The sequence below is a fragment of the Cellvibrio sp. pealriver genome, assembly GCF_001183545.1.
Classification (GTDB): Bacteria; Pseudomonadota; Gammaproteobacteria; order Pseudomonadales; family Cellvibrionaceae; genus Cellvibrio.
In genome coordinates this window covers 3,874,461-3,894,754 of sequence record NZ_KQ236688.1, presented here as the reverse complement: position 1 = coordinate 3,894,754, position 20,294 = coordinate 3,874,461, and the positions used below count along the sequence as shown (strand labels likewise).

The 20,294-nt window shown below is 50.7% G+C and carries 19 protein-coding genes; 7 read left to right on the top strand and 12 right to left on the bottom strand.

What is annotated here, in order from left to right; genetic code table 11:
- Nucleotide 1 precedes the first annotated feature (1 nt).
- The 5 genes from VC28_RS16915 to VC28_RS16895 all read right to left on the bottom strand — a co-directional run bounded on the left by VC28_RS16915 (nucleotide 2) and on the right by VC28_RS16895 (nucleotide 5,807).
- Entirely contained in the window at nucleotides 2-1,102 is a 1,101-nt protein-coding gene (locus VC28_RS16915) for an extracellular catalytic domain type 1 short-chain-length polyhydroxyalkanoate depolymerase (RefSeq protein WP_231591817.1), read from the bottom strand.
- A 157-nt stretch (nucleotides 1,103-1,259) separates the two neighbouring features.
- Nucleotides 1,260-1,538: an oxidative damage protection protein gene (locus VC28_RS16910; RefSeq protein WP_049631682.1), complete on the bottom strand. Its 279-nt coding sequence runs from the start codon at nucleotides 1,536-1,538 to the stop codon at nucleotides 1,260-1,262.
- A gap of 9 nt (nucleotides 1,539-1,547) precedes the next feature.
- Nucleotides 1,548-2,672: an A/G-specific adenine glycosylase gene (gene mutY / locus VC28_RS16905; RefSeq protein ID WP_049631681.1), complete on the bottom strand. Its 1,125-nt coding sequence runs from the start codon at nucleotides 2,670-2,672 to the stop codon at nucleotides 1,548-1,550.
- 45 nt (nucleotides 2,673-2,717) lie between these two features.
- On the bottom strand, nucleotides 2,718-4,880 hold the full coding sequence (locus VC28_RS16900) for an AsmA family protein (protein ID WP_049631680.1): 2,163 nt from the start codon (nucleotides 4,878-4,880) through the stop codon (nucleotides 2,718-2,720).
- Between the two features lie 177 nt (nucleotides 4,881-5,057).
- Entirely contained in the window at nucleotides 5,058-5,807 is a 750-nt protein-coding gene (locus tag VC28_RS16895; protein WP_049631679.1) for a hypothetical protein, read from the bottom strand.
- A 216-nt stretch (nucleotides 5,808-6,023) separates the two neighbouring features.
- Between VC28_RS16895 and VC28_RS16890 the strand changes: the two genes are divergently transcribed.
- Nucleotides 6,024-6,293 carry a hypothetical protein gene (locus VC28_RS16890; RefSeq protein WP_049631678.1) on the top strand — a complete coding sequence of 90 codons (270 nt, stop codon included), beginning with the start codon at nucleotides 6,024-6,026 and terminating at the stop codon, nucleotides 6,291-6,293.
- A 12-nt stretch (nucleotides 6,294-6,305) separates the two neighbouring features.
- On the opposite strand, the gene cysE is transcribed toward VC28_RS16890, so the two are convergent.
- Genes cysE through VC28_RS16870 form a run of 4 tightly spaced genes read right to left on the bottom strand, consistent with a single transcriptional unit; the run spans nucleotide 6,306 to nucleotide 9,960 of the window.
- The gene (gene cysE / locus VC28_RS16885; protein WP_049631677.1) at nucleotides 6,306-7,118 is read right to left on the bottom strand and encodes a serine O-acetyltransferase; all 813 of its coding nucleotides are present in this window, start codon (nucleotides 7,116-7,118) and stop codon (nucleotides 6,306-6,308) included.
- A 20-nt stretch (nucleotides 7,119-7,138) separates the two neighbouring features.
- Nucleotides 7,139-7,843 (bottom strand): HAD family hydrolase, encoded by a 705-nt coding sequence (locus tag VC28_RS16880; RefSeq protein ID WP_049631676.1) that lies wholly within the window; start codon nucleotides 7,841-7,843, stop codon nucleotides 7,139-7,141.
- 41 nt (nucleotides 7,844-7,884) lie between these two features.
- Nucleotides 7,885-9,261 carry an MFS transporter gene (locus tag VC28_RS16875; protein ID WP_049631675.1) on the bottom strand — a complete coding sequence of 459 codons (1,377 nt, stop codon included), beginning with the start codon at nucleotides 9,259-9,261 and terminating at the stop codon, nucleotides 7,885-7,887.
- 21 nt (nucleotides 9,262-9,282) lie between these two features.
- Nucleotides 9,283-9,960, bottom strand: coding sequence for a M15 family metallopeptidase (locus tag VC28_RS16870; RefSeq protein ID WP_049631674.1), 678 nt, complete (start codon nucleotides 9,958-9,960; stop codon nucleotides 9,283-9,285).
- A gap of 208 nt (nucleotides 9,961-10,168) precedes the next feature.
- Between VC28_RS16870 and VC28_RS16865 the strand changes: the two genes are divergently transcribed.
- From VC28_RS16865 to VC28_RS16840, 6 genes are all read left to right on the top strand, one after another.
- The gene (locus VC28_RS16865) at nucleotides 10,169-10,462 is read left to right on the top strand and encodes a TfoX/Sxy family protein (protein ID WP_049631673.1); all 294 of its coding nucleotides are present in this window, start codon (nucleotides 10,169-10,171) and stop codon (nucleotides 10,460-10,462) included.
- 112 nt (nucleotides 10,463-10,574) lie between these two features.
- A complete protein-coding gene (locus VC28_RS16860; protein WP_049631672.1) occupies nucleotides 10,575-11,372 on the top strand; it encodes a Crp/Fnr family transcriptional regulator in 798 nt (265 codons plus the stop codon).
- Between the two features lie 380 nt (nucleotides 11,373-11,752).
- Nucleotides 11,753-12,628, top strand: a complete 876-nt coding sequence (gene htpX / locus VC28_RS16855) for a protease HtpX (protein ID WP_049631671.1) — start codon at nucleotides 11,753-11,755, stop codon at nucleotides 12,626-12,628.
- An 18-nt stretch (nucleotides 12,629-12,646) separates the two neighbouring features.
- Nucleotides 12,647-13,708, top strand: coding sequence for a S1C family serine protease (locus tag VC28_RS16850; protein WP_049631670.1), 1,062 nt, complete (start codon nucleotides 12,647-12,649; stop codon nucleotides 13,706-13,708).
- A 23-nt stretch (nucleotides 13,709-13,731) separates the two neighbouring features.
- A complete protein-coding gene (locus VC28_RS16845; RefSeq protein WP_049631669.1) occupies nucleotides 13,732-14,070 on the top strand; it encodes a Rieske (2Fe-2S) protein in 339 nt (112 codons plus the stop codon).
- A gap of 94 nt (nucleotides 14,071-14,164) precedes the next feature.
- Nucleotides 14,165-15,319, top strand: coding sequence for an iron-containing alcohol dehydrogenase (locus VC28_RS16840; protein ID WP_049632485.1), 1,155 nt, complete (start codon nucleotides 14,165-14,167; stop codon nucleotides 15,317-15,319).
- A 73-nt stretch (nucleotides 15,320-15,392) separates the two neighbouring features.
- Here the strand turns inward: VC28_RS16840 and VC28_RS16835 are convergent, their stop codons facing one another.
- From VC28_RS16835 to msbA, 3 genes are all read right to left on the bottom strand, one after another.
- Nucleotides 15,393-16,925 (bottom strand): methyl-accepting chemotaxis protein, encoded by a 1,533-nt coding sequence (locus tag VC28_RS16835; protein ID WP_049631668.1) that lies wholly within the window; start codon nucleotides 16,923-16,925, stop codon nucleotides 15,393-15,395.
- Between the two features lie 79 nt (nucleotides 16,926-17,004).
- Nucleotides 17,005-18,429 (bottom strand): bifunctional D-glycero-beta-D-manno-heptose-7-phosphate kinase/D-glycero-beta-D-manno-heptose 1-phosphate adenylyltransferase HldE, encoded by a 1,425-nt coding sequence (gene hldE / locus VC28_RS16830; protein ID WP_049631667.1) that lies wholly within the window; start codon nucleotides 18,427-18,429, stop codon nucleotides 17,005-17,007.
- 77 nt (nucleotides 18,430-18,506) lie between these two features.
- A complete protein-coding gene (msbA, locus tag VC28_RS16825) occupies nucleotides 18,507-20,288 on the bottom strand; it encodes a lipid A export permease/ATP-binding protein MsbA (RefSeq protein ID WP_049631666.1) in 1,782 nt (593 codons plus the stop codon).
- Between the last annotated feature and the right edge of the window lie 6 nt (nucleotides 20,289-20,294).

The window sequence follows — 20,294 nt, the reverse complement described above, 5'->3', positions numbered from 1 at the left end:
GTTACCGTGCCTTGGAGTTTATTGATTTAAAAAAATCCCACATCACATCATTTGCCGAGAGAGCTTGTGAGGGTGGTTCATCCGCGCGCGGCTTACTGCCGCCGGGCCAGGAATGCCCACCGGTTTCAGTGACGCATAGTTGAACTGCAGTGCCACCTTTGCATTGCGAATACTGCTCGCAATATGCACCGGGTTTTTTGAGTACTGGATGTGAATTGCCGCTACATTTATTGAGATCAATCCATTTCGCAATAGTCGCAGGGACAGATGTGAAATCAGTCACTTTGGATTCATCCCTGAATTTATCGCCAGCGCCACCGTTAAATAACACACGGTCATCATTTTTAGCGTGTATATGCAAAATAGATACAGGCAAAGCGGGTGTACAAGTCAATGTGTTGTCCGTTCCAGCCACGGCGGCTATTGCACTGAATGTGCTTGGCATTTCACAAGCGAGGCGATAAGACATCATGCCGCCATTCGACATACCCGTTGCAAATACGCGGCGTTTATCGATCACTAACTCACTGGAAACTTGTCTAAGTATTTTTCTGACAAAGCCAACGTCATCAATATTGTTATCACGCGCATCGGCACAACAAGCACCCGCATTCCAGGTTGCAAATTTTCCGGAGCGAAATTTACTGTAACCATTTGGAAAGATCACAATAAACCCTTCAGCATCGGCTTTTGAAATCAGGCCATAAAATTCATTCTTGGCCATGTAATCCATATCGCCGCCACCACCATGAAATGCCAACAGCAGTGCTGCCGGTGTTGCTGCTGAATATTGAGGCGGCACATGAATACGGTAAGAACGTGTAATGCCATCGTGTTTCAACGAGCGAACATAATCCCCGGGTACCGTTATTGCCTGTGAGCGCGCAGAATGATTGTCATCGCCCTGCCGACTTTCCTGTCGCTCTGCGATACGCTGTTTGATGCGCTCACGCAAATTACCATCAGCGCGACCATCATCAGCCAAAACAGAGGCCGACAATAAACACCACGCCAAGCAGAGCAGCATCGCGCTCATTGCAAAACCGTATTTAATGGGAGGCAATACAGAAAACGAAAAACCAGATGAACAATAGTTTTTCATGATGCGATCCTTTATGAAGAGGGATAGCAGATTTTTACCAGCTCAACATTAACGGAAACTGAGCAGATTAAGCCGGTAAAAATAAAACGTGCACGACTTATCGTTATCAATGCACGTTATCAATCGATATCACAAAACTATGCAGACAAAACCCAACTTACTCCGTTTTGGCAGGCGGGACATATCCTTCGGCATCATCTACTTTTTCACCGGACAAAAATTTTTCCAGCTGCTCGGTCAAATAGACTTTGGTGCCCATATCCATCACATTTAAACGCTTCTCGTTGATGAGCATCGTCTGGTGCGCCATCCATTCTTGCCAGGCTTTTTTCGAAACGTTATTAAACAAGTCCTGACCTTTTGCACCGGGGTAAGGCGGCAGATCAAGGCCTTCCAGTTCAGTTTTATATTTGCGACAAAATACCATGCGTGTCATAACCATTTCTCACTTACGTTTTTTACGTTCAGATTTTGTGACTGATGTTGCCATTTTTGTTGCGCTGGCACGTGGATCAAGCTGTGCAATTTTTTCCAGCAATTTTTTGACCGGTGCAGCAAGCCCTAACTCACTGGGTTGATGGGGATTAAACCAGTGCACTGCCGCCTCACCTATTGCGTTTGGGGTTTTGGCGAGTTGCACTAACACTGGGGTAATATCCAAATGATAATGACTGAAGGTGTGGCGATAACTACTCCATTCTTCCAGCGCACTCACTTTACCAAAATGATCTTCCACATAACCGTGCACATCCGTATCGATAGCCACTTCAGGGAAACTCCACAAGCCGCCCCAAATGCCCTGCGCGGCGCGCTGCTGCAATAATAAATCACCGGCAGGATTGCGCAGCATAAGCAGATGCACCGCTTTTTCCGGCAATATTTTTTTGGGCTTTTTACCGGGATATTGGCTCTGCTTGCCCGTTGCGAAGGCAACACAACCACCTTGCAGCGGACATTCCGTACAACGCGGTTTACTTCGCGTGCACAGGGTTGCACCCATATCCATCATCGCCTGCGTGTAGTGGTTTGCGCGCGTTTTTGGTGTGTAGGTTTCGGCAATTTCCCACAATTGGTTGGCCACATCCAATTGCCCAGGCCAACCTTCTACCGCGTGATAACGTGCAAGCACGCGTTTGACATTTCCATCCAGAATCGCAGCACGTTTTTGGAAGGCGATGCTGACAATTGCACCTGCGGTTGATCGCCCGATACCGGGAAGATCTGCAAGTGCGTCTACCGTGGATGGAAACTCGCCATCGTATTCAGCTACAACAGTCTGCGCACATTTGTGCAGATTGCGCGCACGGGCGTAATAGCCCAAACCTGTCCATAAATGCAGCACTTCATCAATGGGTGCAGCCGCAAGGGATTTCACATCCGGAAAGCGTGCAGTAAATCGCTCAAAATAAGGGATGACCGTAGTGACCTGTGTTTGCTGCAACATAATTTCTGACAGCCACACACGGTAAGCGCTAATGTTTTGCTGCCAGGGAAGATGTTTGCGCCCGTGCTTGTCAAACCACTTAAGCACGGACGATGAAAAAGAAGCGGACGAAAGAAAAGTGGACATAGAAACTCGCGTTAGCGGCCATCACCAAAACACGAATTCTAACGATTATTGCGCCGCCTGCCCATCTGGTTCTGCCGCAGCACTCGTTGCAGCAGCAGAGGATTTGCCTTTATTCAAGCGCTGCTGAAGTTTATCCAGAAGCCGCTGCTTTTCATCTTCCACTTTTTGCTTGAGCTCTTCTTTTTTCTCTTCAATTTTTGCGCCGTGTTTTTCCTTAATTTTATAGGCGGCGTAATCCTTGGTGAGTTCCAACAACAGGTCTTTGTCAGGGCGGCAATCGGACAATGGATTGATATCCGCAAATGAACCCTTACAGCGCAACAATTCCAATCCTCGCTCCAACCAATATGCGCTGCCCACGCTGCAACCATTAGCACTGGTGGTGACTGCGACTTGCTCAGTTGTCACCGTGTCGCTACTGTTTTTAATGAGTTTGAAGGGCAGAAAAATATCGTAGGTATCAGCGGCAAGATTTATTTTTCCACGCGATCCCACTTGCAGTTTTTCAATACCTGCCTTGAAGGTGTCGATGGTGACAATTTCATCGTGCAATTTAATGCTGCCCGATAACTCCTCTAATTCGGTGTATTCTTCCCAGTCTTGAGCGGGATCTTCCGCTTTATTAACCAAATTCACTAATTTACAAAATTGCTGCTCAAGATTAATCGGTGACACCCTTACCTGGGCACCGGAGAATGTTGCGTTACTGTTGAGCGACTTCAACAACTGGTTAACTGAATTACCCTTGCCTGTGCCCAACGCGCGCGCCTGTACTGCGCCTTGCAAACCGAAGGAGGAGTCCATTTTCATATCGCTTAGCAATGGAGCCAATTCAAGCCCGGCAATATCTGCATCAAATTGTAATTGCGCTTGTTGGCCGCGCACATCCAATTGTCCTTTGGTTGCAATGGTGCCCGAGTAGGCGTTGGCTTTCAGGCTGGGCTCAATCATGCCGTTTTTGGCAACGACTTTGATCACAGCATTTTCCAGCGCAATCTGGTGCACGATGATTTTTTTAAATGCGAGTTTTGCGTTGATATTCAGCTCGCGCAAGCTCTCCAGTGGCAACATTGTATCTTCTGCTGATGCAGCAGTTGCCTGCTCGGACTGCGGCTCTGCCGGTGGCGGCAAATAATCATCCAGATTGAATTGATCCGCTTCCAGAATGGCTTTTATTGCACTGGTGGAAAAATCGGTAACGGCAAGATTGCCACTAAACACAGTGTCGTCCACGATTAACTGCAAGTTATCAAACTGGACTTTATTGCTGTCACCCACAATAGCAGATGAAAACGCCAGCTTACTGAGCGCACTGCTGTTGGCAGTTTCCAGTGGCGCGCCTAATGCCGCGAGCAATTTACGCGCATTGGTGTTGCTCAATTTTATTTGCCCTTGATAGGCGAGATTTTTTTGCACGTCCGTCAGCATCAGGGTGTAATCCACATCCAGCGATGCACTGTCTGCTGCTTTTAATTGCATGCGTAAATTGCCTTCATCCAATTTGATAGCGCTGATAGTGGAATCAATACTGAGTGAATTTTTTAGCACCGCGTCAACCAATACAGCATCGGCACCTGAGCGAGCCAGCTCCATTACCAGCGACAACTCCATTGCAAATGGACGCGCTTGTGTATTCACATCGCTCATTGTCAAATTAATATCGCGCAGGTTGATGGTTTGTGCGGTTTGCGCATCCTCATAACGCACGCTTGAATTGCTAAAACTGAGACGCTCAATATCCAGTTTCAGGCCGGATTCTGCGGAAGCAGCAGGCGTTGGCGTGGATGCCGACGTAGCATGAGCGGCGTTTGCGGGTGAATCTGATTGCGAAAGTGCATCCCAATTGTTCTTGCCCGCTGCATCAACCTTCAATGTGATAGCAGCACCTTCCACCGCGACATGATCAACCTGAAAATCGCCAGACAACAGCGGCATTAATGCCAGCATCAAACTGGCTTGTTGTAATCGGGCGACGGGCTCATCGGGGGATTCCAGCGCGGCCACGCTGACATCGTTTACCGCCACCCCGAGGCGCGGCCATAGATCCCAACCCAGATCGCCGTTGATGTGCAGGGCAATCCCCTGCTCTTTGGCAATCGCCTCAATGTGGGGTTTAAAGCGGTTGGCATCTACCAACAGAACGAAGGCAACCATCGCCAACAACACGATAAGCAGCAGTGCCGCGACACTTTTTAGCAGTACTTTCATCACCATTCCTCCGCTAGCCACTTCCGTTGTTATTTGGCATTGTTATTTGGCGCTGTTATTTGCCGTTGTTATTTGCGTCCTTTGCGCATTCCCGTGTTAGAGCGGAACCTGACGCTAAAGTGCCCATCGGCCAGCCAAAACCGGACGGGATTCACACAAAAGCCCGTCAATAACGCGCTAGTCAGCCAAACGTATTTGGCTGATGTCCGGCGTTACAGGTTTGACATCGGGTTTTAATTGCCCCAAATCACTGCCTACCGGTGCCAAGCCAAAATCGCCCACATCCACTACGGCGGGCACTACCAGCGGGCGTTCATCTTCCGTCAGTAAATCACTGCCCGCCTCCGCGATCTCCCAATCTTCCAACTCGATTTCTACCAGTGGCAAGGCCAGTTTTTCATCGGCACTAATCAGGTCTTCACCGATGGCAGCCAGCCCCAGGTCAGGTGCAACCACAGTCGCAGTAAGTTCATGCTGGACTTCCACGGCATCCACCAAATTGCCGTCTGCCGGGCGCAGACTGAGGCCGGAGACATCAACCACGACGGGCGCAGGCTGGGGCGGGCGCTCGCGCTCTGGCAAGAGATCAGCCCCCACCGGGGCGAGTGTCCACTCCGGTTTTCGAGCCTGCACAACAGGGGCCTGCTCTGCACGCGCAGCCGCCGGTGTTGGTTTGGCGGGCGCATTGGCAGTGCTTTTATCGCTTGGGCACACCTCTACCATCGCACCGGCTTTTAACAGTGCATCGCGGTATTTGTTGGCGGTGGCTTCATCCAAATTGCGCTTGAGCGGAACCGGACGGCCGGTGAACAGGGAATCTATCTTGGCTGCGTCGGATTTAAACAACTGCTGAAGGCGCAATTTCACATCGGCAAGCTGATGGCCAAACACAATATCGCCGCGAAAAATAATATCGAACTGACTCATGGGGCGTGACTCATTAAGGCTGTGGGGTGATCAGAAGGAACCCGCGTCAGCAAGATAATAGCACCCAGCCGCAGGCCGCGCGGTAAAGACCCGGCATGGAAGACCAAGAGCGATAAGTAATACACAGAATGTAACCAATCGGTCTTAACTGTGGCTGGCGGCCGCTGTAAACGCCAACCATACTTATTACTCAGACCGCGAGGGAGGTGTCGAACTATGTTGCCTTTTATTCAGAAGAAAATGCAGGACAACCGTTTATTAATAGATGGAGAGCTGAGCCCACACGGGAACGCCCGTATCAAAGTGGAGCAGGATATTGCGTTCCTGAACGACAGGATTGCCGCCATGAAAGCGCACCCTCGCCCCAACACCATGCTGATTGAGCATTACCAATCCATGCTCAAGAGCCGCGAATCTGTACTGAAGTGGCTGCTGGATGGCTGCGACGACGAGACCAGTTACATCAGCGACAGACACAGCGCCTGACCGACGCTCGCATCACACATCCGCATCGTCACTCAAGTGATGATCCATATCCAATGCCGGCGATTGCCCCTTCGGCCTGCCGATGGGTTTAGCCGGCACACCGGCAACCGTTGTGTGCGGCGCAACAGCATCCAACACCACACTGCCCGCACCAATTTTAGCGCCCTCACCCACTTCAATATTGCCCAGAATTTTTGCGCCTACACCGATTAATACCCCGCGACGGATTTTCGGGTGACGGTCGGTTTTCATGCAGCCGCTGCCGCCCAGAGTTACGCTGTGCAGCATAGAGACATCATCCTCAATCACGGTGGTTTCACCGATGACAACACCGGTTGCGTGATCAATCATAATGCCGCTGCCAATACGCGCGCCTGGATGGATATCAACACCAAACGCTTGTGAAATCTGGTTCTGGAAATAGAGTGCCAATGCATTGCGTTTTTGCAGCCACAACCAATGCGCAATCCGCCAGGATTGCAGCGCGTGGTAGCCTTTAAAAAATAAAAACGGCATGGAAAATTTATTGCACGCGGGATCGCGCTCGCGGTGCGCGCGTATATCGGCGCGCATCGCCTGTTCAATGCCAGGATCATCAGCCATTGCATCTTCAAATACTTCGCGCAACATCATTGCAGGCAAAGCCTGACTATCCAATTTATTCGCAAGATGAAAACTGATCGCCGCCGCAAAGGTGGGATGATTCAAAATCGCAGCGTGATAGAAACTGGCAAGCACCGGCTCCGCAGCACTCGCGTGTTGCGCTTCGGCGCGAATTTCTTGCCATACATCTACATGCGCAAAATTATGTAGGGGTGTTTGCATAGGTTTTCTTAACGTCTCGTTTAGTGCGATTTCAAAATCAACGGCATTAATTCATCCATCGCAAAAAATATTTCTGCGCCCAGCGCGCGCATATCAGCAAGCAAACAATTATCGCTGCCGTCAGCATTAGGTGGGCAATATCCCAAAGGGCGCATACCGGCAGCAACGGCAGCTTGTATCCCAGTGAGAGAATCTTCCACCACAATCGCATTGCCTGGCTCTACGCCCAGCGTTTTCGCGGCATGTAAAAATAAATCCGGCGCAGGCTTGCCGCGTGTCACATCTTCAAAACTGAATACACGGCCTTGCACATAGGGCATGATCCCGGTCTTGGCCAAGGTCATGCGCATTTTTTCGTGCTTGCCATTGGATGCCACGCAAAATGCAATGTGTTTTTCTTGCAAACTATCCAATACATCCATGATGCCTGCCACAGGTTCCAATGATTTTTCACAGGCAACCAATGTCTCTAATTGTACGTGACGCCAAAACTGTGCGCCGCGCTCCGCTTGCTCCTCTGCACTTAAATTTTTCCAGGAATCCAATTGGGATAATTCTTCGGTAATCATGCGAATACAATCCGCGACCGATTTACCGCGATAGGTTTCCAGTATGTAGTGTGCAGACAACTCAACACCAATTTCTTTTAAACAATCACTCGATACTTGCGCAGAGATAATTTCGCTATCAACCAACACACCATCACAATCAAAAATCACCAACATTGTTTACCTCTGCTTTTAACAGCTATAACACGACTAAAAAATTACACAGTAGACGATCGCGCCGGATAAGGCGAATTCAACAAAATAATCAAACCGACAATTAAAAATACAACCAACGCCGCCATACCGATACGCGCAGAATCGGCATAGAGCGTGAGACTTGCGACTGCCATAGGTGCAAGGAATGCGGTAGCGCGCCCCGACAACGCATAAACACCAAAATAGCGACCCGCTTCATCGGCAGAAACGCTGCGCGCCATAAATGAACGCGATGATGCCTGCACCGGGCCGAATGCAAGACCAATTAATAACCCAAACACGATGTAGGCTTTTTCAGCTGCAGTTGCAAACAAACCGCCACTATCCTGCTGTGATAATTGCATCAAGCCAAACAAGGTGTAACCGGGGCCGGTAGAAATAATGCCAAGCGTTGCAATAACCAAACAACACAAACCAATCACGACAACCTTTTTTGAACCCAACTGCATATCCATTTTGCCCGCGATAGCGCACCCCGCTATGGCAACAACCAACAATAAAATGCCGTAAATCCCCATCTCAATGGTTTGCCAACCAAACATCCCTGCAGCAAAAGTGCCACCTAATGCGAGCAAGCCATTCACACCATCTTGATAAGTCATGCGCGCAATTAAAAAACGAAATAGCCCGGGGCGCTGCATTAATTCTCGCAGCGTATTTTTTAATTCACTCATGCTGCGTTTGACCGCTGCCGCAAGCGGCGCTGCTTTTTTTGAATCGGGCGTTAATAAAAACATCGGCAAAATAAAGAGCAAATACCAGAGTGCTGCGTAAGGGCCGGTGATGCGGGCATCTTCCCCTTGCGCTGCATCCAAACCAAACAGTGGCGCAATGCCAATTAATGTTTTTCCTGTCGCAGGATTGCCAGCCAGTAACAACAACACGCTAAACAGAACAACCAAGCCACCGGCATAACCCAACCCCCACGCCAGATTGGAAACACGGCCAATATCTTCCTGACGAATTAAACGCGGCATCATCGAGTCATTAAATACAATCGAAAATTCAGCGGCGACCATCGCACCAATAATGCAAAGCATCGGCAGCCAGAGTGCCGAGCCAGGTGCCGCAAACCACAGTAAGGCGAGCGCAATAATTTTGATGCCTGCAAAAAAAGCTATCCAGGGTTTGCGCGGACCTGTTGCATCGGCAAGCGCACCGAGCACAGGCGCAAGCACTGCGATTAACACACCCGCTATGGTAATGGTGTAACCCCACGCAGCTTGCCCTTCAACCGGATCAGTCGCCAAGCGCGATACAAAATAAGGGCCAAAAATAAACGTGATGACAACCGTAAAAAAAGGCTGCGCCGCCCAATCAAACAGCATCCAGGCGCGAATGGCTTTTTTAGGCGCAGGAGAAAAATCAATTTGGCTCACGCAGTTATTCCTTATAAAAAATCAATCGACGCGGATAAACCGCTGGTAAATTTCATCAAGGTTATCCAGCACCGTTTGTTTGAGCTCCAAGTCCGTTTGCTCAAGCTGCGCGCGCAATACATCAACTGTTAGTGCTTGCATAAAATCCGTTGCCAATGGGGCATAACTCAAATGCCAGGGCTCGGGTGCAATGCCCCCACGATCTTGTGCATAAGGGCGATAAAAATGGCCATCACTGTGCGCCAGCTCATCATCGAGCCAACGATGGAACTCAGCAAAAGGGCCCGAGCCCTGCGTTTCCTCTACCGTGAGCTGCAATGAATAGGCAGGGTCAAGATTTGCAGCACCGTAGACATCAATATCTGTCCCCCAATGATGCCGCGACGCACCGGGTAATGCCGACCAACGCAAAATGGCCATGACTTTATCGCGCGCAGAAAGCTGCCCCATATCCATTGGTTTGCCCGCATCATTCAGCACCGGGCGCAAACCGCGCGCTTTGTTATTCCAGATGAATAATTGCCGCTCAAAACTGCGATAACTGCTGGCCACTTTCAATTCAAATCCCGCATCGGCCGCGCGCGCGCGCAGGGACATTAATGGAGCGACGAGCGCGTGATGCACGCGTGCGTTCAACTCCGGCATATCCACCAGATGAGTTTCATCCAAACCGAGCAACAGATTATCGAGCGTGCGCATTATAAAAATCCCGCCAGGGCAAAATAATTGATAAAAAATTCACGCAATTACCTTCATCGGGTTCATTGCAACGAACCGCTCATTCCTATTTCCGATACATTGAAGAGAAAACAATTGCACAAGGCATCCAAGTATGTAAGATAAGCCTGCGCTGTAAACGGAAATTTAAATCACAACACCCGATAATAATAAATGGAGATTGCACTGTATGACTGCGAGTCATAGTGAATTATTGCAATTAAAGAACCTTGGAATGGCATCGGTAAACATCCTGCGCGCTGTAGGGATCAACACCCACGCCGACCTCAAACGTACCGGAGCCGTTGAGGCTTATCGCCGCATCCGCGCTCGCGATATCAACGTATCCAAAGTCATGCTTTACGCCTTGCAGGGTGCATTGATGAACGTGCACTGGAACGATATCCCCCCCGACCTGAAAGCCCGATTGGTCAGCGAGGCCGAAATGCCGGATCAGAATGATCTGAATAAAGTAACGGCTTAAGGCGCAAAAGAACACATTGCATCGTCAGACTGAGGCTGGTTGCGCAGAATTTTCCGCGACACAGGCTACACTAAAAGCGCTTTAGCCGTGCTTTTTTGTAACCGAGGGGTCTATGTATCTTCCAACCAAACAGTCTGACCTTATGTCGGATCTGGCCACCAAGTTGCGTGGTCTGACCGAACTTTTGTGCTCCCAAACCTCACCCGCAGATGAACCCTTTGAGGTGAATGCCAACAGCGACATTTTTGCCGATGCACCACTGACCCGCGTATTTTTGATTACCGAGGGTCAGGTGGATTACTACCTGCAAAACAAGTTGGTCATGCATTACGAGGCGGGAGACCTGATTGGCCTGCCGCGCTCTCTCAACCTACCCTGTGGCCAATTCAGTTGCACAAGCCCGATCAAACTCGTGGCCTATGAGCGCGATACTCTGGTCGCCCAAGCCAATAGTGACCTCAAATCACAACGCAACTGGGCTTACATGCTGCTGTGCATGATCAGCTATCAGGAGCAAGCATTAACCCAGGAATTACGCACGGCGTTCCAACCCTCTGCCGGTTTTTTGCATTTCAGTAAAGGGGAAACGATTATCCAGCAGGGCGATACCGCTGACAGGGTTTATACACTGCTTGAAGGCTCAGCCGATGCTGTTTGCGACGGCATCAAAGTGGGCGAGATCCACGCCAACGAAATATTCGGTGCACTTGCCGTTTTTACCCGCCAGCCGCGTATGGCCTCGGTTGTGGCCACGAATGAGTGCACAGTACTTGCAGTGCGCAAAGAGGAATTCATTGAACTGATTGATCACCAACCACAAATCTGCCTTGGACTGATTGAAGAAATGGCCGCCAAAATTAATCAACTGAACAATCAGCTGCTGCAGTCAAAAGGACAATTTACAAACTAGACCACCTCAAATGAGAATATTTCTCAAAAAAGCTTGACCTTGCTAATGAGAACGATTATTGTTAACTCACTGCTGCACAGTATCTTCCGCACAGCAGTTGAGCGGAATCTTTAATCGCCCTGCAAGTCGGTTAATGGCTCTACTCACCCCCTTGGGGCTTTCCTCTCCGAAGGTCTCTCGGCTAACACGGTTGCTTGGGCCGCCCTTGTGGCGGCCATTTTTCTTGCCCTTTCCCCGCTTCACTCACTCGCGCAATTACGCCTCTTGGTGCATAGCAATTCTTAACGCACCGGCAATTGAAATTTTGTCCGCATGCACGCATATATCGCCCGAGACCGCGCTTACTGCGGTTAACCAATAACTCTATGGGAGAGACTATCGTGTTACGCATTGGCTTGTTTTTATTAACCAACATCGCTGTCATGGTTGTGGCAGGTATAGTGTTGAGCTTGCTGGGTGTGGGTAACTATCGCACAGCAGGCGGGCTGGATTTATCAAGCATGCTGGTGTTTTGCGCCGTGTTCGGTTTTGTCGGCTCCTTTATTTCGCTGTTTTTGTCCAAATGGATGGCAAAACGCACCATGGGTGTCCAGCTCATCGAGCAACCACGCAATGCGGATGAACAATGGCTGGTTGATACAGTGACCAAGTTATCCCAAAAAGCCGGTATCAAGACACCTGAGATCGGTGTGTTTGCCGCGCAGGAATCCAACGCATTTGCGACCGGTTGGAATCGTAACGATGCGCTGGTTGCGGTGAGCCTTGGCCTGCTGCAACGCTTTGAACGCGATGAAGTGGAAGCCGTACTGGCACACGAAATCGGCCACGTTGCCAATGGCGATATGATTACCCTGAGTCTGATTCAAGGCGTGGTAAACACCTTCGTGATGTTCTTCGCACGTATCATCGGCGACTTCGTAGACCGTGTATTGCTCAAGAATGAAAGTGGCCGCGGTTTTGGTTTTATGATCGCGACCATGGTGGCTGAAATTGTGCTGGGCTTCCTCGCCTCAATGATCGTCGCCGCTTTCTCACGCTATCGCGAATTCCGTGCCGACCATGCCGGTGCAACGCTCGCTGACCGCGGCGCCATGATCCGCGCCTTGCAACGCCTGCAAGCTGAAACCAATGCCGGAGTGGAAAGCCCGCTGCCGAGCAGTATGCGCGCGTTTGGTATCAGCGGCGGTGTGCGCAACCTGTTTGCCAGCCACCCACCGCTGGAAGCCCGTATTCAGGCTCTGCGCGATAACGCCTAACCTGAGCGGAGAACGGGCATGAAACTCTGGCGCTGGACGATTACGACGTTTTTAGCAGGCATCACGTTTTTCACGGGCGCGAGTGCGATCAGCACAACCGCCCAAGCCTTTTCCACTGACGATGAGCGCAACAGTGTCGAAGTGTTTGATGCGGCACGCCCGAGTGTTGTGTTTGTCACCAACCAACAACTCGCCCGCGACCCTTACTCATTTGATCTGGTGACTGTGCCGCGCGGCTCAGGCACCGGATTTGTATGGGATGAAAAAGGCTACATCGTCACCAACTATCACGTGGTAGAAGGTGCCCGGCAAATCACTATTACCCTGCAAGACCAATCCAACTGGCCAGCTGAAGTAGTCGGGCTGGCACCGGAGCGCGATCTCGCGGTACTCAAAATCGATGGCAAAAAAGCCAAACTGAATGCCCTGCCATTAGGTGATTCGAGTGATTTACGTGTCGGCCGCAAGGTATTGGCGATTGGCAATCCGTTCGGTTTGGATGCAACCCTGACGACAGGCGTGGTCAGTGCTCTCGGGCGCGAGATCATTTCCCCTAATCAGCGCAAGATCACCAATGTGATCCAGACCGATGCCGCCATCAACCCCGGCAACTCGGGCGGGCCTTTGCTCAACTCTGAAGGCAAGTTGATTGGTGTCAACACCATGATTTACAGCCCAAGCGGAGCCAGCGCCGGTATCGGTTTTGCGATTCCGGTAAACACCGTCAAAGAAGTAGTGCCCGAGCTGATTACCCATGGCCGACTCGTGCGCCCGATATTGGGTATTGCTGTCGCACCTGATCAATGGGCACAGCAAATTGGGGTGGAAGGTGTACCGATTCTGCGAGTTGAACCCAACTCACCTGCGGCACAGGCAGGCTTTGAAGGTGCCAAGCGCAACAACTGGGGGCAAATCACCCTGGGTGATGTGATTGTGGCAATTGATGATTACCCCGTCGCCAACGACGATCAATTGCTTAGCGCGCTGGAACATTACAAGCCCGGCGACAAAGTCAAAGTTAGCGTGGTGCGCAACGGCAAATTGCTAACGCGCAGCGTTGCGCTTGCCGCCCCCCGATAATCTAAAGTAACCATTAAAACGTAATGCCTAATTCAGCTGGACAGCTCCGTCTCTGTGCCCTTGAGGATATTCCTGAGGGCACCAGTAAAGGGTTTACGCTGGCTGACCGCAGATTATTTGCCATCAACCAGCGGGGCAAGATTTACCTCTATCAAAACCGCTGCCCTCATTTGGGCATCCCGCTTGAATGGCAGGATGACGAGTTTCTGGATAGCAGCAAAAGCATGATCATGTGCGCCAATCACGGCGCACTGTTTGTGATCCAGACAGGTAAATGTGTTGCCGGCCCTTGCAGTGGGCAGGCGCTTATCCCGGTGGCTTACAACCTGCTTGAAGGCAGTATTTTTATCGACCAAACCTGATTTTTTACCTGATCTGATTTTATCGGCCACAGATGATTTTAGTGACCAACCTTATGCAATCTCATCGCTATTAACCCTGTTCGCGGAGAAGCTCATGCAAAATTTCACATTTTCCAACCCCACAAAAATCGTCTTTGGCGAAGGCCAGATCAAAACGCTCGCTGAACTCGTTCCGGCCAACGCTCGTATCCTAGTCACTTATGGCGGCGGCTCCATTAAACAGAACGGTGTTTACGAGCAAGTGACCAAGGCACTGGAGGGTAAAGTCTGGTTTGAGTTTGGCGGTATTGAGCCCAATCCGCACTATGAAACCCTGATGAAAGCCGTTGAGCTGGTTAAAAAAGAGAAGATCGATTTCCTTCTGCCGGTGGGTGGCGGCAGTGTGATTGATGGCACTAAATTGATTGCGGCAGCGGTGAATTTTGACGGCGAACCTTGGGACATCATGGCAAAACACCAGCCGTTCTTTAGCGCCCTGCCCATTGGCTGCGTGTTGACCCTGCCTGCTACGGGTACCGAGAGCAACGGCAACTCGGTTATTACCAAAGCGGCCACCCAGGAAAAGCTGTCTTTTGGCAGCCCGCTGGTTTATCCGCAATTTGCGATTCTCGATCCAACCACTACCTATAGCCTGCCGCCACGCCAGATCGCTAACGGCGTAGTCGATGCGTTTGTACATATCATGGAGCAATACCTGACGTACCCTGTTGATGCCAAGGTGCAGGATCGCTTTGCAGAAGGTTTGTTGATGACATTGATCGAAGAGGGACCGCGCGCATTAAAAGACCCCACCAACTACGCCTTGCGCGCCAATATTATGTGGGCGGCGACTATGGCGCTGAATGGTTTGATCGGCGTAGGCGTACCGCAAGATTGGGCAACCCATATGATCGGTCACGAACTGACTGCGATGCACGGACTGGATCACGCCCAGACACTCGCAGTGGTATTACCTGCCGTGATGCAACATCAGCGCGCCAAAAAGCACGCCAAACTCGTGCAATACGGCCGCCGCGTGTGGGGGCTTACACAGACCAATGAGGATGAGTTGATTGATGCGGCGATTGCGGCTACCCGCCAATTCTTTGAACAAATGGGCACCCCGACTACCCTGAGTGGTTATGGCGTGGGTCGCGAATCTATCCCTAAACTTGTGGATATGCTGGTCAAACACGAGTTGCTGGCATTGGGTGAGCATGGAGCAATCACACCGGACGCTTCGCGTGAAATATTGGAACTGGCTGCCTGATACATACCGGCACTCTGTTATTAAAAATCCCCGTCAGCGCTGCTGGCGGGGATTTTTTTTAGTTTCACCGCAGTTAGTGAAACTTGGTCAATGCCAACTGCAAATCGCTGAATGCCAACTGCAGCTTGTCGATCATTTGCCGGTTTTGGTTGACGATGTGGGTGGTATCGCTGCTTAAAATGGACAATTGCGACGTTTGCTGCGCAATCGATTCGGATGTTTGGGTCTGCTCCTCAGTGGCTGCGGCGATTTGCTGGCTGATGCGATTAAGCTCGCCAATCGCACTGGCGATACGCTCAAACATCTGCTCTACCGCTTCCGAGTGGGAGACATTCTCCAATACCCTTGCACGGCTCTGCCCCATGGCCTGAACGGAACTGGCCGAACCGGACACCAAACGATCCACTATCGTTTTGATGTTCTTGGTGGAGACCTGGGTGCGCTGGGCGAGTGCCCTCACCTCGTCAGCGACTACAGCAAAACCGCGCCCCTGCTCACCTGCACGCGCCGCTTCGATCGCTGCGTTGAGTGCCAACAGGTTCGTCTGTTCGGCAATCCCCTGGATTTCCGATACAGCGCTGGTAATGGCACCACAGTCGGCCGACAGGCTATCGATTGCTTGCGCGGTATCACTCAATACGCTGGATAAATCAATAATCCCCTCGCGCGATATTTTGACCGCCGCCTTCCCCTCTCTTTGCGCAGCAACCGTGTCTTCAACCAGCACCGCCGCTCGCTGAACTTGCGCTGCCACACTCACAAAAGATTGATGCATATTGTCTACAGCAATTTGAATAACATCAGCCGCCGAGCTGGACTGGCTGGCCATTTTGACGAGCTGCTGTGTATTGTCTGTCAGCGCGCCAAGATTTTGGTCGGCTTGCTCCTGAGCGCCCAGCGCAGAGCGAATCGCACCGCTAATGCCATCTAACAACCAATTCAAATGATCGAGAATCGCGTTGTTGCGCACCTTGGCGCGCACACTCAAATCAATTCGCTGTTCACTGACTATCATTGCCTCGGTCACACCAACCAGCTCGCGGGCAACCACTAATAATCGGCTCGCCAGTCTGACCAATACAATCAATACTGCCGTTTCAATCACCACATAAAACGCATGCATAGCCACAATCGTCCATGAATGCATATGGTCGGGGAACAGGTAAATTTCTATTCCGGCGTTTTGCATCATATGAAGTACGACATGCAGTACCGCCGCTGCACCTGCAGCCCACACCAACGGACGCCAGTTGAGATAGGTAAATAGAGCAGCCAGAAAAACAAAGTAGCCGAAGTGAGCTTCAATCATGCCTTTCAGCTGATGGACATGCAGGCTGACAAACAACATGTAAACCACTGCGATAACACAGGGCGTAATGTGAGTATGCTTCACCACCCGGATGGCAAACCAATTGATTGCCGTAAAGAGGCCACCGATAAACAACGCCAGAAACCAGGTATTGTTTACCCCTGCGTAGAGAAATGACATCGCCCAAGCGGCAAACGTCACCCAGAGCATGATGCGGTCAATGTAGACGTGATAGTTGGTTACAAAATCGATCAAGTTGCCACGATTGGCAACTTGGGGGGACGGCAAACCAGACATTAGACTTCCTCTTGTTGAGGTTTATACGAAGTCTAGCCAAGATTGGATGAATTGGTGCGAGTGCACCGCGCTGATTGATTTATTGCCGCAAAATCTTATTCACAATCGATGTGGTTGAGCAGTTATCGTAAAAACTGAGCACCTTGACCGAGCCGTTATAGGCTTTGACGATCTGGCCACCAACGACCTGATCTTCACGGTAATCGCCACCCTTGACCAGTACATCCGGCTTTACCCTGCGCAACAGGCGCTCGGGAGTGTCTTCATCAAAAGAGACCACCCAGTCCACTGCTTCCAACCCGGCCAACACCGCCATGCGGCGATCCAGTGGATTGATCGGCCTTCCCGCTCCTTTCAGGCGACGGATCGAATCATCGGAGTTAACCGCCAATACCAAGCGATCACCTTGCTTGCGGGCTTCTTCCAAATAGCCAACATGACCTGCGTGAATAATGTCGAAGCAACCGTTGGTGAAGACTATTTTTTCACCACTGGCGCGCGCATCCTCCAACGCCAACAGCAATTGCTCCTCAGTCACCACACCGCGCTCAGCACCCTGCTCAGCGATAACAGCACGGCGCAACTCAGGCGCACTGACCGTTGCAGTACCCATCTTGCCCACGACAATACCCGCAGCTAAATTCGCCAGCGCCGTCGCTTCCGGCAAGGTTTGACCCGCGGCGATCACCGCCGCCAGTGTTGCAATCACGGTATCGCCAGCGCCCGTCACATCAAATACTTCGCGCGCACGCGCAGGCAAGTGCAGCTCAGTCTGGTTGTCGCGCAATAAGGTCAACCCTTGCTCCCCGCGCGTGATCAACAACGCCTGAAGATCAAGGTCGCGAATTAACGCTTGCCCCTTGCTCACTAACTCCATCTCATTGGCACACTTGCCAACAATCGATTCAAACTCAAGAAAATTAGGCGTTAAGACAGTGGCACCACGGTAGCGTGAAAAGTCGCTGCCTTTAGGATCTACCAACACAGGGACACCAGCATCGCGCGCCATGCGGATCAGGGACTGGCAATCCACCAGACTGCCTTTGGCATAATCCGACAGCACCAGGGCATCGGTGCGGTTAATAAGGCCTTTCACTTTATCGACGAATTCACAGCTGTCAGCCAGATCAAACTTTTCTTCAAAGTCCATGCGCAACAGCTGTTGATGCCGGCTCACCACACGCAGTTTGGTCACTGTGGGTTTGGTGGCGGATATCTGGAAATTGGTATGGATTTTTGCGGCTCTCAGACGGTTGTAGAGAATCTGACCGGCTTCGTCATCCCCAACAACACCGATGAGCGAAACACCACATCCCAAGGCGGCCATGTTCAAGGCAACGTTCGCTGCACCACCGGGGCGATCCTCGGTCTGGTTAACTTTTACAACCGGAACAGGCGCTTCAGGAGAGATACGCGAGCTCATGCCATGCCAATAGCGGTCTAGCATAATGTCGCCTACAACCACTATGTGTGCACGCTCGAAATAGGGCATTGTCAAATGCATAGATCACTCCAAATAATAAAGTCCATTAACGCCTTCCGTTAAAAACCATTTCCTGTTCACTGCCCGTTTTCATTAGATCACGGGTTATCCAAAGGCGACTCATCACTAAACTGCCTCGCATGAAGCTTGGCGTAATGGCCCTGATGCGCAAGCAGCTGGGAATGGGTACCCTGTTCCACTATTTCACCATGATCCAACACCAGGATCCGGTCAGCTTTCTCAATTGTCGATAACCGATGCGCAACCACAAATGTCGTGCGCCCTTTCATAACGGTATCCAATGCCGCCTGAATATAGCGTTCGGATTCATTATCAAGCGCCGATGTCGCTTCGTCCAAAATCAGAATAGGTGCATCTTTCAAGAGTGCGCGGGCGATTGCCAAACGCTGGCGCTGCCCACCCGATAACCGCGCACCCGACTCACCGATCAGGGTATCGAAACCCTCGGGTAAATTCTCAATAAATTCGGTCGCATAGGCTGCATCTGCCGCGCGGCGGATGGCCTCCATATCGCGCGATTGCAGACTGCCGTAAGCAATATTGCCCGCAACAGTATCGTTAAACAAGGTGACCTGCTGGTTCACCAACGCGATTTGCTCACGCAAATTTTGCAAGACGTAATCGCGGATAGGAACACCATCAATCAGGATGGTTCCGGAATCCGGATCGTGAAACCGGTTAAGAAGGCTGACCAGCGTGGACTTGCCGCTGCCAGAGCGGCCAACCAACGCAATAATTTCACCGGAAGCAACTTGCAAATCAATATGATTAAGCGCCGGCCTGGGTTGGTTTGGATAACAAAATGTTACATCTTTAAAGGAGACCTCGCCCTTCACGCGCGTCGCTTTATGGGTGCCTGTATCTTCTTCAACGGCTGAATCAAGCAAGGTAAATACACTATCTGCTGCTGCGACACCTTTGAGTATTGTCGGAGCCACTTCCCCCAAACGACGCAGGGACGGCAAGATCGCCGCAACAGCGGTCATGTAGGCAACAAATTTTGCCGGATCTTTCATTTCCATAAACGTCAGCGCAATAAAAATCAACGCCGCCATCGCCAACGAAATAATCAAGGTGATCAGCGGCGTATTTGCTGCGGCGGTGGTGACAATTTTCATATTTTGTTGGAAGTTGGTTTTACTCGCCTTTTCAAAGCGCTGCTTCTCATACGCCTCTCCACCAAAACTGCGCATGACATGAAAACCATTAATCATTTCACCCGTGACCTGCGTGAGATCGCCCACCGTTGTCTGCACTTTATTGCTCAGGCGACGCAGACGTTTACCGACGGTTCCAATAATTAACGCAAGGATTGGCGCGATCACAATAAATGTCATCGTTAACCGCCAGTCCATATACACAAGCATCGCAAACATGGCGATTACGGTGAGGCCTTCGCGCAATGAAATTTTGATTGCATCTGTTGCAGCCGCCGTCACACCGTTAATGTTGTAGGTAATAATCGAAATTAAATGGCCTGAATTTTTTTCGTCGTAAGTAGAATTAGGCAGGCGCGTCATATGGTTGAAGGTTTGCACGCGCAAATTGTGTATGACATTAAATGCGATACGCGACATCAAATAAACGCCGATAAAAGATCCCAGGCTGCGCAAAAAAGTCGCACCCAATACTTGCAGCGGAACAAGGTAGCGATTGCTCGGATCATCTTGCGCAATCACATTGATCAAATTTTCAAGAATGGATACAAACAACGTATTGGCATAGGCGTACAACACATAACCCAAGAAACTCAATACGAATAATCCGGTATAGGGTTTGACGTAAGTGAGCAAGCGCTTGTAAACCGCCCAAGCAGATGCATCGCCGATGACCGGATTTTGATTTGCTACAGAACTCATAATATT

Coding starts and splice junctions, on each gene's coding strand:
- VC28_RS16910 (WP_049631682.1), bottom strand. CDS start 1,538: ATGACACGCATGGTATTTTGTCGCAAATATAAAACTGAACTGGAAGGC.
- VC28_RS16850 (WP_049631670.1), top strand. CDS start 12,647: ATGAAACTCTGGCGCTGGACGATTACGACGTTTTTAGCAGGCATCACG.
- VC28_RS16870 (WP_049631674.1), bottom strand. CDS start 9,960: ATGCGCACGCTCGATAATCTGTTGCTCGGTTTGGATGAAACTCATCTG.
- VC28_RS16915 (WP_231591817.1), bottom strand. CDS start 1,102: ATGAAAAACTATTGTTCATCTGGTTTTTCGTTTTCTGTATTGCCTCCC.
- VC28_RS16845 (WP_049631669.1), top strand. CDS start 13,732: ATGCCTAATTCAGCTGGACAGCTCCGTCTCTGTGCCCTTGAGGATATT.
- VC28_RS16840 (WP_049632485.1), top strand. CDS start 14,165: ATGCAAAATTTCACATTTTCCAACCCCACAAAAATCGTCTTTGGCGAA.
- VC28_RS16880 (WP_049631676.1), bottom strand. CDS start 7,843: ATGTTGGTGATTTTTGATTGTGATGGTGTGTTGGTTGATAGCGAAATT.
- mutY (WP_049631681.1), bottom strand. CDS start 2,672: ATGTCCACTTTTCTTTCGTCCGCTTCTTTTTCATCGTCCGTGCTTAAG.
- VC28_RS16895 (WP_049631679.1), bottom strand. CDS start 5,807: ATGAGTCAGTTCGATATTATTTTTCGCGGCGATATTGTGTTTGGCCAT.
- VC28_RS16865 (WP_049631673.1), top strand. CDS start 10,169: ATGACTGCGAGTCATAGTGAATTATTGCAATTAAAGAACCTTGGAATG.
- VC28_RS16890 (WP_049631678.1), top strand. CDS start 6,024: ATGTTGCCTTTTATTCAGAAGAAAATGCAGGACAACCGTTTATTAATA.
- cysE (WP_049631677.1), bottom strand. CDS start 7,118: ATGCAAACACCCCTACATAATTTTGCGCATGTAGATGTATGGCAAGAA.
- VC28_RS16835 (WP_049631668.1), bottom strand. CDS start 16,925: ATGTCTGGTTTGCCGTCCCCCCAAGTTGCCAATCGTGGCAACTTGATC.
- VC28_RS16900 (WP_049631680.1), bottom strand. CDS start 4,880: ATGAAAGTACTGCTAAAAAGTGTCGCGGCACTGCTGCTTATCGTGTTG.
- msbA (WP_049631666.1), bottom strand. CDS start 20,288: ATGAGTTCTGTAGCAAATCAAAATCCGGTCATCGGCGATGCATCTGCT.
- VC28_RS16860 (WP_049631672.1), top strand. CDS start 10,575: ATGTATCTTCCAACCAAACAGTCTGACCTTATGTCGGATCTGGCCACC.
- hldE (WP_049631667.1), bottom strand. CDS start 18,429: ATGCATTTGACAATGCCCTATTTCGAGCGTGCACACATAGTGGTTGTA.